The sequence below is a fragment of the Clostridium sp. OF09-36 genome (assembly GCF_003481985.1).
GTDB lineage: Bacteria > Bacillota > Clostridia > Lachnospirales > Lachnospiraceae > Brotaphodocola.
The window spans coordinates 1-12,210 of the sequence record NZ_QUMD01000007.1; the positions used below are offsets into that span (position 1 = coordinate 1).

A 12,210-nucleotide genomic window follows, 5' to 3' on the forward strand; every position below is an offset into this window, starting at 1 on the left:
AGAAATCTCTAAATCCAGCGGAAGTTTGATTTGATAATACAGCGAAAATGAGGTATAATCCCTCTGTATTATTTTGTTTAGTCGCATAAACTGATTATACCACGAACGCCGGGCTTTTCGAAGCTCGGCGTTTTGTGTTGGATATATAAAATGAGCTGCCGCACGTTAGTGCGACAGCCCCTTTTTATATGATAGGAAATTGCATCCTATCATTTAGCCAATAGAGGAGGAATGCAGGATGAAAAAATGGAAAAGTAATTTATTTCCCGTAATCACACTGGCAGTGTGTCCTGGACTTGCTGCCTGCGGTGGAGGAAGAAAGCCACTTGAAATCACCGTAGTGAACCGTACTACATATCCTGCGGAAGACATCCGTATTAGAGAAACGGATGGGAAAGACTGGGGAGAGAACCGCCTGGAGACAACACTGGCCCAAGGCGAAAGCATTAAGATCGATCTGGGAAAATATACGGTGGAAGAACTGGACAGAGGTTTTCAGGTTCAGTTTTACTGTGAGGATGAAAAGCCGGTAAATCCGAACTATGACCCTGATACCGCGACAATTTTGGAAAATGGCAGCTTTTTGATTTTTACACCGCCGGATATCAGCGTTCCTGTGTTTGTGGACAGTGCCTATGATGCGGTAGTCTGTGACAAAAAAATTATGGAGCTCTATGCTCTGAACGATGATGGCCGCGGGGATCTGATCCCGAGTGAACGTATTCCTGTTTTGATGGGCGGAGCGCTTCCCTTTACCAATATGCAGAACCTTCGAACGGAAAACAATGAGGATGGAACGTACCGCTATGAGGATTTCACACAAGATGGCCAGATCCTTATAGTAAATACGGCAGAGCCGACCCGGTTTGCCCCGTAGGTGCAGGATCTGGAAGATTATCTGACAGCCTGCGCCCTGTCATTAAGTGATACGGATACCTGTGAACTGCTATCTGCAAAAGCAAATGAGAAATATACTGAGAACCTGACTTATCCGGTTTATATCGTAACGTACACCGCAGGTGAGAACGAGGATACCAGGAAATGGACGGTATTTGCTGTGGATACTGACAGTTATACCTATCTTTACGGGTTCTGTGAGTCTGTGGATATGGAAGAAGATATGGATGAGATTTACCAAACTATTTTTTCGCAGCTGTATCTGAGTGATGAAGAGGGAGATTTATGAAGAAAAAAAATAAGCAGTTCCGTTTCCTCCAAACCGGTAAAGATAACAGATGCTAAGCTATCAAAAAAGCTGGGACATTATCCGGCAATGTCCGTCATCTGTTTTGGGTAGGCGTGGTTGGCTTAGTGAGCGGTATCATTTCTTTTTTTGTGGTGCAGAATAAGGCGCTCAAATCGCTCCTTGTGACAGTGCTGTTATTTGGCGGCATTATCTGCACGGTTTATCCATTTCAGCAATGTAATGCCGAAGAACGTATCAACAACCGTGATCGATGATCTGGAACGAGTGCTGAAGCTCGGCGGATATTGGTTTATTAAGATGAACCCGTACTATTCAAAAGAAGAGCTTGAAAGCTTTGGATATAAAAATGCGGGTAATAATATTTATGAAGAAGATCATATTATGAGATTAAGAGAGGCAACTACAAACTATTGGAAAGAAAAATTTACACGTTTTGGGAAAGAAATCATATATTTGGAATTCGAATACCCGTGGCAGGAGGGAATGAACCGTCTGTTTGTTTATCAGAGCTAAAGGTGCCAGAAGATTCGCAGCAAGAAGCCGGATACTGAAGGATAGTGTCCGGCTTCTTTTACGAGGTGCGCCTGACGGCGCACCTCGCAGATGGATATAAATTTCTGGGAGAATGTTTTATTTCTCACGGCAATATTCCCGGATCATTTTCAGAAAATCTCTTGCATGCTGCGGCAGATACCGGTTTTTCCGATAGGCGGCGATGGTAGTTGTGAGGGCCGGTCTGTGGCCGACGGAGAAGCAGAGGGCGCGGTTTCCGGTGTACTGGTTTTCATAATGGAAATAGCTCTCCGGGGCGAAGGCAGCGCCGACGCCGTCCATGGCCAGATGGATCGACATGGAGGAGTTTCTCGTGTGGAGAGAGACCGGTGGATTGATGTTGTACTCTTGAAAGAGATCCAGGGAGATGCCACCGGTGTTCTGGTCCGGGTAGAGGAGAATGAAGTTTTCCTCTTTTAATAGGGAAAGATCCAGCCACGGGTAGCGGAAGCCGGGGCGGGTAATGGCTTTTGCGGCGAGAGGATGGTTTTCATGCAGGACCAGAACGATCTCCTCAGAGCGCAGGATCTGGTAGTCCATGGTCTCGGGAAATTCATGGATATTGTAAAGGGTCAGGTCGATGGATGAGGTCTCCAGACTGTTCTCCGCAATGAAATTTACTGCTTCCATGATATTTAAGGTCACATAGGGGTATCGTTTATGAAACGGTGCCAACATCGGTTCGATCAGCGTGCTACCCATCATGATCGGCACGGCGATGTTTAAGCGGCCGCGCTGGCGGTGAGCGATATCGTCGTATTCCTGCATCCACTCATCGCCGCAGGCAACGATCTGTTCGGCGTAGTGGAGGTAGCGTTCACCCATGTAAGTCGGGTAGTAGCGGTTTTCGTGGCGGCTGAACAGCGGAGCGCCGAGACGTTCTTCCAGGTTCTTTAAGTACTTGCTCAGGGACGGCTGGGAGATATAAAGGGATTCGGCGGCTTTGCCGATGCTCTGGTGGCGGGCGATCGCCAGGATATAGCGGGCTTCTTTTAATTCCATACAGGGGCCTCCTCATAGCTTTACTGCATAAAAATTATAGATAATATGTATTTGACGTATAGTATATCACTTTTTATAATGAATGTAAAATATAAGTGCAATTGATGAAAAAACAAATATTTATAAGAAGCACTAATTAAAACTTATCACGCACAGTTGAGAAAGGGGCAAACCAATGAAAAAGAGCAGTGCATGGTGCATGCTGGTTCCGGGACTGGTGATCTTATTTCTGTTCCTGATGATCCCGCTGCTTCGCGTTCTGGTTCCAAGCGTGTTTACGGGGGATTACCCGTTCAGCGCGTACGTGGACTTTTTTAAGGACGAGTATTACAGAAAGATCTTTTTGAGAACCGTGAAGATCGCGGTCATCACCACCTTTGTCTGTATGGTGGGCGGTATCCCGACGGCGTATTTCATCAGCCGCTGTGATAAGAAATGGAGAGGACTGCTTCTCTCTGCGTCGATCTTTCCGATGATGACAAACTCTGTTATCCGAAGCTTTGCATGGATCAATATTCTCGGCAGCAACGGGATCATCAACAAGGCCATGATCACTATGGGACTGATCGAGAAGCCGATTAAGCTTTTATACACTGACTTTTCTATCATCATTGGTTCTGTCTACCTGTTCCTTCCGTTAATGATCGTAACGGTTGCCGGTGTTATGGAAAATATTGATGATGATATGATGGAGGCGGCACAGAGCCTCGGAGCCTCAAGAACGGAAGCGTTCATGAAAGTCATCTTCCCGATGAGCCTTCCGGGAATCATCGTCGGCGGTATTCTGGTATTTACCGGAACCCTGACCGCGTACACGACGCCGCAGTTATTAGGAGGCAACAGCAACATGGTCATGGCGACCCTGATCTACCAGAGAGCGATGTCCGTCAGTGACTGGACCGGCGCGTCCGTGATCGCCCTCATCATGATCATTGTAACCCTAGTTGTAATCAAAGGATTTAACGCTCTGGCCGCACGGCTGGACCGCAGAGGTGAAGATTATGCGTAAAAATAAAGTGTTGACCATATGGGCAGCGATCGTATTTGCATTTTTGATGATCCCGTTACTGATCATCACCGTAACGGCATTCGGCGGCGGAAGCGCCATCACATTCCCGATCGAGTCCTTCTCGACGAAATGGTTCGCGAACGTGTTCGCGTTAAAGTCTTTCCGCAGATCATTCCTGACCAGCCTTGAGGTCGCGCTCCTCGCGACATGCATCTCTCTTCTGGTCGGAATCCCGGCGGCTTACGCGCTGGCGAGAGCCGGTTTAAAAGGAAAGCAGTTATTAAAGTCCATCTTCCTTTCCCCGACCATCGTTCCGGGAATTGTAATCGGCTTTATTATGTACCAGTGCCTGATCCTGACGCTCAGGATCCCGGTGTTCGCGGGACTTCTCGCAGGCCATTTTATGGTGACACTTCCGTATGTGATCCGCGTAGTCGGTTCTTCGATGGAGCAGTTCGACTTTTCAATCGAGGAGGCGGCGTGGAGCCTCGGATGCCCGAAGGGAGCGGCGTTCTTCAAGGTCGTTCTTCCAAATGTGACCTCCGGAATTTCCTCAGCATTCATGCTGGCGTTCATCAATTCCTTCAACAACATTCCGGTGTCCATGTTCTTATCCGGACCGGGAGTTTCCACATTCCCGTCAACACTGATGAACTATATTGAATACAACTATGATCCGACCGTATCGGCGGTTTCCGTACTTTTAATGGCAGCTACCGTAGTCATCATGGTGATCGTAGACCGCACACTGGGTATCGCAGCCCTGGCGAAATAAGGAGAATATGACCATGGCTTTTATGAGTTTAAATGGAATCGACGTAAGTTACGATAAAAAGAAACAGATCTTAAAGGGGCTGAATCTGGAAGTCGAGGAGGGCGAGCTTGTATCCCTCTTAGGTCCCAGCGGCTGCGGCAAGTCCACGACACTCCGCGTCGTTGCAGGCTTTATCGACCCGCAGGGCGGAACCTTCACATTAGACGGAGAGGACATGACAAAGGTCCCGGTCCACAAGCGCCAGTTCGGCCTGGTATTCCAGAGCTACGCCCTGTTCCCGCACTTAAGTGTTTATGACAATGTAGCGTTCGGGCTCAGAACAAGAAAGATGGACAAGGACCTGATCTACAAGAAGGTCAGGGAGATCCTTGAGGTCTGCGGCCTGACAGAGCTTGCCGACCGTTTCCCGAAGCAGATGTCCGGCGGACAGCGCCAGCGAGTTGCCCTCGCGAGAGCACTTGTCATCGAGCCAAAGCTACTGCTCTTAGATGAGCCGTTATCCAATCTTGATGCGAAATTAAGACTTTCCATGCGTGTGGAGATCAAGAGACTTCAGAAGCGCCTTGGAATCACCACATTATTTGTTACACATGATCAGGAGGAATGCTTCTCCATCTCCGACAAGGTGGCTGTTATGAACGGCGGTGTCATCGAGCAGTTTGACACACCGGAGAACATCTATAAGAGACCGGCGACAGAGTTCGTCGCGAGATTCATCGGTTTCGAGAACTTCCTTGAGCTTGCGAAAAAGCAGGACGGCGTTTATACAGCACCGGATGGAAGCGAGTTCTTAACTTCCATGGATCTCGATTGCGAGAAATTCGCGGGAACGATCCGCCCGGACGATATCTGTCTGGCAGATGATGTTCAGACGGAGAATGTCTTAAGCGGTAAGATCGGTGTCCGCACATTCCTCGGGAAAAGCTATCAGTACGAGGTTGAGACTTCCGCCGGTGTCCTGAAGGTAAATATGGGAACTGACCATGTTTATAAAGAGGGCGAGGAGATCCGGCTGTATCTGCCGAAGGATAAGCTGATTCTCGTGAGAAGATAGGAGACAGAGATCTTAGGGCACAGGTCATGCGCCGAAGGGAGAACCGGAAAGATCGAATCGTTCTCCGGACGGAAAACAATGAAGGGAACCATCGCAGGATGTGGGGGATATGAACGGATAGTTCCGAAACAGACCCATATTCATGCGGGAAAATATGCAACTGCCCATTTGTACAGCTTGTGCGGAAAGCACAGACCTGCCGGACAGTTACAAAACATTATCTCAAAAAGAGAGAAAGAGGAGAAAAACCATGAAAAAAACAGCAGCAGTTGTACTTTGCGCAGCAATGATGCTTACCGCCTGCGGCGGCGCATCCACAACAGAGACCACAGCAGCAGGAAGCCAGGCAGCAGGCTCTGAGGCAGCTTCTTCCGCAGAAGAGACAAAGGCAGCTTCTTCCGCAGAAGAGACAAAGGCAGCTTCCGGAGACGCACAGAAGCTCGTATTATCCACATACGGCCTCAGCGAAGATATCTCCGAAGAAGAGGTTTACACACCGTTTGAGAACGAGTTCAGCTGTGAGATCGTTACTGAGACAGGCGGCACAAACGACCGTTATACAAAATTAGCGGCAGACCCGAACTCCACCATCGGTGTGATCGAGCTCTCCCAGGCTATGACAGCGAAGGGCACTGACGAGGGACTTTTCGATACGATCGACTTAAGCAAGATCCCGAATGCTGAGAAGCTGATCCCGGCTGCAAAGGAGATTGCAGAGGCAGGACAGGGTGTTCCGTACACCATCAACAGCATCGGTATCATCTACAACCCGGAGCTTACAGGATTTGAACTCACAAGCTTTGATGACCTTTGGGACGAGCGCCTTGCAGGCATGGTTTCCATCCCGGAGATCACAACAACATTCGGACCGGCTATGGTTTACGTTGCAAGCGACCACGCAGGCGTTGACGTAACAACAGACAACGGCGAGGCTGCTTTCAAGGCACTTGCTGACTTAAAGCCGAACCTTGTTAAGACTTACACAAAGTCTTCCGACCTGATCAACATGTTCACATCCGGTGAGGTTGCAGCAGCAGTTGTCGGTGACTTCGGCGTTCCGACGATCGTAGCCGCTAACCCGACACTTGTTTACGTTACACCGGACGGAGCTTACGCTAACTTCAACACCATCAACGTAACAAAGAACTGTGCGAACAAGGAGCTTGCTTACGAGTACATCAACTACCGTATCAGCGAGGAGCTTCAGACAAAGACAGGTAAGGCATTAAACGAGGCACCGACAAACAAGGACGTTACATTCACTGAGGAAGAGTCCAAGGATATGACCTACGGCGACAAGGCTGCAAAAGTTAAGGTTGTTGACTATGCTTTTGTAAACCCGATCTTAAATAACTGGATCGACCAGTGGAACAGAACGATCAACAACTAATAACGAGGAATTTTATATGAGACCCGATTTCATTCTGAAAAATGTCATGGTCTATCAGACCTTCAGACAGTGTTTTGAAAAGCGGGATGTGGCAGTTGCAGGGGAAAAGTTTTATTGCGTTTCCCCTGCAATTTCATATCCGGGAGTGCGGGAGATCGACGGAAAAGGCAGATACATGCTGCCTGGTTTCGTGGATATCCATATGCACATCGAGAGCTCGATGACATATCCGGGCGAGTTTTCAAGGATCACGCTTCCATATGGAGTAACAACGGTGGTTGCCGATGCCCACGAGATGGCGAACGTGTTCGGCATGGACGGCATCCGGGCTTTTATGGCGCAGAAGACGAAGCAGGATATCTTCTGGGCGATCCCGTCCAGTGTACCGGCGACAAATGAGAAGTTAGAGACAGCCGGGGCGTCACTTGGTGTAAAGGAAATTTCTGAGATGGCATCCTTAGATGGAGTTCTCTGCCTTGGAGAGATCATGAACTATAAGGATCTCTCAGCAGAAGGCGAGAGCCGGACGAGGGATCTCATCAATGTGTGCCGGAACGCGGGAAAGAATCTCCGAATCGAGGGGCACTGCCCGGGACTTACGGGGGCGGATCTTAACCGCTTTATCTATGAAGGTGTTGATGCGGACCACACCCAGCAGACTCCACAGTCAGTGATGGAGAAGACAGAGCTTGGGATGTTTCTGGAGCTGCAGTTCAAATCCCTGACGCCGGAGGTCGTGAAGACCGTCTGCGACAATGAACTCTATGAGAATGTGGCGCTGGTGACGGATGACACGATGGCAGATAAGCTTCTGACCGGACATCTCAATAAGATTATCGAGACGGCTGTGAAGGCTGGAATGCCGATGGAGAAGGCGATCTACTGCGCGACCTGGACACCGTCGAGACGGATGCATCTGGATGACAGAGGGATGATCGCGCCGGGAAAGATCGCAGACTTTATGCTGCTGGACAGTCTGGATGGGATCGATCCGGTTGTGGTTTATAAGAAGGGCGAGTGTGTGTACTGCAAGGACAAGGAGGCTTACGGTGCGGCAGAAGCTGCGGCGTGCAGTTTCCCGGCTTCTTTCTACCACACGATCAACTGCCGTCCGGCGGAAATCTCCGACTTTGTGTTAAAGGCGGAAGATCCGGAGGCGAAATGGGCGGAAGTCAATGTCATGAAGATCGGCACCTTCGGAACGGCAACCACACCGGTGAAATGCAGAGTCGAGGTGAAGGACGGTGTGCTTGACTGGAAGTCGGCAGGACTTTCCCTTGCAGTCGTTTTCGAGCGGTACGGCAAGAATGGAAATATCGGATATAGTCTCGTGGAAGGAGCACTGACGAAACCGGGCGCTGTGGCCACCACGTGGTCCCACGACAGCCATAACCTGTTTGTCCTGGGAACAGATGAGAACGATATGAAACTGGCCCAGAGGCGCGTCCTAGAGCTCCAGGGGGCATATGTGGTGTTCGCTGAAGGAAGATCCCTGGCAGAGGCGGGACTCACCATCGGCGGCATCGTGTCGGATCAGCCCATCGAGGTTCTCGGACAGGAATTAAAGGAAGTGCGGACGGCGATGGAAGGTCTCGGATATGTGAACAACAACGTGGTCATGTCCATGTCCACGCTTTGCCTTCCGGTGTCACCGAAACTGAAGCTCACGGATCACGGGCTTTTGACGGTGCCGGGGCAGGAACATGTGCCGTTGGTTGAGAAGTACGGGAAGTAGTTTTACGGCCCGCCGCCGGTTTTTCTCCGCGGATAGTGGAAGAACCGGATCAGGTCGAAATTATGAAGGATGAAATTAGAACGATGAAGAAGATTATCAAAAACGGCATTGTTGTGACGATGAACGAGGCAGGTGATGTCTGGGATCATGGTTATGTGATGTTTGAAGATACAAAGATTCTGGCAGCAGGACCGGAGGAAGAGCTTGAGAAGGCGCTTCAGGCGCTTACTGCGCAGGGGATTTTAAAGGCTGGCGAGACCTTCGAGGAGATCGACGCAAAGCGCGCCATCGTGATCCCAGGCCTCGTAAACACCCACTGCCACCTCGGCATGATCCCGTTCCGCGGCCTCGGGGACGATTGTAAGGATCGCCTGCGGGTGTTCCTGCTTCCGATGGAGAATCAGGCCATGGACGCGGAGATGGCCAGGCTTTCCACGCGATACGCCATAGGCGAGCTGCTGCTCTCCGGTGTGACGACAGTGCTTGATATGTACTATTTCGAGGAAGTTGTGGCGAAGGTCATGGACGAGATGGGGATCCGCGGAATCGCCGGTGAGACGGTGATGGAAAAGGATTCCTGCGACAGTAAGAACGCGGATGAGGCCATCGAGCGTGGAATTGCACTGATCGAGGCGTACAAAGATCACCCGCGCGTTTCCGGAGCGATCACGCCCCACGGAACGACGACCTGCAGCCCGGAGACTTTAAAACGGGCATATGAGGAGGACGTGAAGGCGGGAACCGTATTTACGCTCCATGTGGCGGAGATGGACTACGAGATGACCCAGTTGAGGGAACAGTATAATATGACGCCCATCGAGTTTATGGAGCATATCGGAGTCCTCGGACCGAATACGCTGGCGGCCCACAGCATCCGCACGACGGAACATGACGTAGAGATCCTCGCGAAGCACGGAGCGTCCGTGGCCCACTGTATCGCCTCCAACACGAAGGCCGCAAAGGGCGTGGCTCCGGTGTCCCTGATGCATAAGCACGGCATGTCCGTCGGCTTCGGTACCGACGGTCCGGCGAGCGGAAATACGTTGGATCTGTTCATCCAGATGCGGATGTGCGAGAACTTCCACAAAAATGAGCTCCACGATCGCAGCGCGTTCCCGGCAAAGGAGGTCGTTTCCATGGCGACGATTGAGGGAGCAAGAGCGTTAGGACTCGGCGATATCACTGGTTCCATCGAGCCCGGAAAACAGGCGGATCTCGTCCTCGTAGAGACCGACTCCCCAAATATGTTCCCGGTATACGACCCGTATTCGGCTCTTGTGTATAGCGCGATTGCATCGAATGTGAGAGATGTTTATGTTGCGGGTGAGTGCCTCGTAAAAGAAAAGAAGCTTGTCCGTGAGGACTTCGCGAAGATCAGGAATGACCTCGGGAGAAGATGGAGCGGACAGCGTTTAAGGATATGAAGAATCTGGTGTAGAAGATAGAAAAACGGGGCTGTCGCACTAACGTGCGGCAGCTCATTTCATATTCCCAACACAAAACGCCGAGCTTCGAAAAGCCCGGCGTTCGTGGTATACTGTCTGATGCTGCACGGGCTTCGGTATGGGGAAATCCGAGGACTCCGTTTTACAGATTTTAATAAGCAAGAGCGGACGGTAACGGTCCGAAGGCAGGCTGTACGTCTCTCAGACGTCGATTACGCAGGTAAAAAAATTCGCGTTTCCAGAACAGGAATCGAAATAAAAGCAACGAAAACCGAGGAAAGTGACCGGGTTTTACGGATGCCGGCATTCCAATCGTCACGACTCACAACCTGCGGCATATTGCGGCAACTATGATGTTTGAATACGGTACGCGTAATCAGGACCATCCGGAAGAAATCCTGTTGCATGTTTCAGAATATCTTGGACATGCCAATATTGGAACTACATTTGATGTCTATACTGCTTATATGGAAGCGGAATCCAGAATCCACAGTGAACTGGAACACCATATCGACCCAATTCTCTATGCAAAGAAAGGAAAGGGTGTTTTAGTATGAGCAAACAGATATCATTGAAAGCCAGCATGCAGGATATTATCACAAGAGGGCCTATTGTGGAGTGGAAGTTCCGCGATAGCATAACATCGGATCATGGGAAATATGTCATCCGTTTTTCGCTTACATTTTCTGACGGAACCGTTCTCCCAAAGCAGATAGGCAGCTTCGAGACACAAAGAGACGCGCAGGACAAAAAGAATGAAATCATAGGACAACTGGCAAGAAAGGAATACATCGCAAGTCAGATTCTGGCAGAAAATTTTTATGATTACTGGCTGAATGAACATATGGTAAAGGTACGGAAGATTAAATACGGCACCTTTGTGTGTTACCGGAACATCATACAAAATTATATTTTGCCCATAATAAAAGGGAGGACGATGGATGTAGTAACCAATGATGACCTCTTAAAGATTCTGGATTCCATGACGCCAGGGCTTTTATCACCGGCTTACGGAGTCTTCGGCTCTTCTTTCAAGTATGCCAAAAAACACGTTCTGATTAACAAAAATCCTGCTACAAGCGCAATTTCCATAAAGCGAAAGCAGGTATCCAAAAAAGAAGCGAATGAAAGAGCCGCAGCTGCGAATGAACAAGATGGCTGCGGTCATAAAAGCAAAAAAAGAAAATACGCACTTACATCAGAGCAGGCAGGCCAGATGCTTTTGATAGCAAAAAACAAATACCCTGGTCCGTACCTCCCGCTCCTTATCGCCTGTACAACCGGATGCCGGATCAGCGAATTGATCGCTCTGCGTTATCGGGATGTGGATTATAATAAAAAGGTGCTCCATGTTACTGCGCAGGCGGGACGGCCCATAGATATATCCGGGCTTGAAAAAGGCAGCAGGACAAAACAACGTCTCGATACAAAAAGTAGGAACGGAATTCGAGATCTCCCGGTGCCTGATTTTGTATTGGACGAAATAGCCGCAAGCTGCAAAAGGTGGACCCAGTCGCCGGAGGCAGAAGGGAAGGATGCAGGCGAGGTGACAATCTGGCATCGGGCGGATGGCACTGCCTATAACCGCCGGTCCTATAAGGATGATTTCAATTCCATGAAAAAACTTTACGGTCTCCCGGATGATTTTCACTGGCACGATCTGCGTCATGTATACGCAACATTGATGCTCCATTACCAGGTCAATATCAAAGAACTGGCCATCGCACTCGGACATTCCAGCGGAATTTTCACGATGCAACACTATGTTGTTCCGAGCCAAAAAGTTTGTGAAGACGTTCCGGAATTTGAGAAAATTTTCCTGAATGCCATGCCGGTAAAACTGGAAAATGATGAGATCGTTCTGAAGGAAACCCTGATTTTTGAGGTTCCTGGATTTGACGAATATTCGGAAAACTTGATAAAAAGTTCGACGATAGCAGCTCGAAAAATTGATTTCGGGAAAGAATCTATTGCGGAAACACGCGAAATACCGTATAATAATGCGGTCTGATCTGTACATTTAGAGCGGATTTATCCGTAA

12 protein-coding genes are annotated in these 12,210 nt (G+C 49.5%); 11 read left to right on the forward strand and 1 reads right to left on the reverse strand.

What is annotated here, in order from left to right:
• Nucleotides 1-238: 238 nt before the first annotated feature.
• The 3 genes from DXA97_RS07360 (at nt 239) to DXA97_RS07370 (ending at nt 1,720) form a co-directional block, all read left to right on the forward strand.
• Complete coding sequence (locus DXA97_RS07360; protein WP_118719156.1) at nt 239-877, forward strand: hypothetical protein; 639 nt, start codon at nt 239-241, stop codon at nt 875-877.
• Nucleotides 878-1,186, forward strand: coding sequence for a hypothetical protein (locus DXA97_RS07365; RefSeq protein WP_118719158.1), 309 nt, complete (start codon nt 878-880; stop codon nt 1,184-1,186). It abuts the gene before it with no gap.
• Nucleotides 1,187-1,450: 264 nt separating this feature from the next.
• A complete protein-coding gene (locus DXA97_RS07370) occupies nt 1,451-1,720 on the forward strand; it encodes a hypothetical protein (protein ID WP_182436827.1) in 270 nt (89 codons plus the stop codon).
• Nucleotides 1,721-1,837: 117 nt separating this feature from the next.
• Here DXA97_RS07370 and DXA97_RS07375 read toward each other — a convergent pair whose 3' ends face one another.
• On the reverse strand, nt 1,838-2,761 hold the full coding sequence (locus DXA97_RS07375; protein ID WP_118540541.1) for a LysR family transcriptional regulator: 924 nt from the start codon (nt 2,759-2,761) through the stop codon (nt 1,838-1,840).
• A 175-nt stretch (nt 2,762-2,936) separates the two neighbouring features.
• On the opposite strand from DXA97_RS07375, the gene DXA97_RS07380 reads away from it, so the two are divergent.
• The 8 genes from DXA97_RS07380 to DXA97_RS07415 all read left to right on the forward strand — a co-directional run bounded on the left by DXA97_RS07380 (nt 2,937) and on the right by DXA97_RS07415 (nt 12,180).
• Nucleotides 2,937-3,770, forward strand: a complete 834-nt coding sequence (locus DXA97_RS07380; protein WP_118719160.1) for an ABC transporter permease — start codon at nt 2,937-2,939, stop codon at nt 3,768-3,770.
• Nucleotides 3,763-4,545, forward strand: a complete 783-nt coding sequence (locus DXA97_RS07385; protein WP_118297651.1) for an ABC transporter permease — start codon at nt 3,763-3,765, stop codon at nt 4,543-4,545. The genes DXA97_RS07380 and DXA97_RS07385 overlap by 8 nt, the downstream gene beginning before the upstream one ends.
• Before the next feature lie 13 nt (nt 4,546-4,558).
• Nucleotides 4,559-5,599: an ABC transporter ATP-binding protein gene (locus tag DXA97_RS07390; RefSeq protein ID WP_118719162.1), complete on the forward strand. Its 1,041-nt coding sequence runs from the start codon at nt 4,559-4,561 to the stop codon at nt 5,597-5,599.
• 250 nt (nt 5,600-5,849) lie between these two features.
• Nucleotides 5,850-6,989: an ABC transporter substrate-binding protein gene (locus DXA97_RS07395; protein ID WP_118719164.1), complete on the forward strand. Its 1,140-nt coding sequence runs from the start codon at nt 5,850-5,852 to the stop codon at nt 6,987-6,989.
• A gap of 16 nt (nt 6,990-7,005) precedes the next feature.
• Nucleotides 7,006-8,724, forward strand: a complete 1,719-nt coding sequence (locus DXA97_RS07400; protein WP_118719166.1) for an adenine deaminase C-terminal domain-containing protein — start codon at nt 7,006-7,008, stop codon at nt 8,722-8,724.
• 83 nt (nt 8,725-8,807) lie between these two features.
• On the forward strand, nt 8,808-10,148 hold the full coding sequence (locus DXA97_RS07405) for an amidohydrolase (protein WP_118719168.1): 1,341 nt from the start codon (nt 8,808-8,810) through the stop codon (nt 10,146-10,148).
• Nucleotides 10,149-10,519: 371 nt separating this feature from the next.
• Nucleotides 10,520-10,726, forward strand: coding sequence for a hypothetical protein (locus tag DXA97_RS07410; RefSeq protein WP_147355547.1), 207 nt, complete (start codon nt 10,520-10,522; stop codon nt 10,724-10,726).
• The gene (locus DXA97_RS07415; protein WP_118719172.1) at nt 10,723-12,180 is read left to right on the forward strand and encodes a site-specific integrase; all 1,458 of its coding nucleotides are present in this window, start codon (nt 10,723-10,725) and stop codon (nt 12,178-12,180) included. Before DXA97_RS07410 ends, DXA97_RS07415 begins: the two co-directional genes overlap by 4 nt.
• The last annotated feature ends 30 nt before the right edge of the window (nt 12,181-12,210 follow it).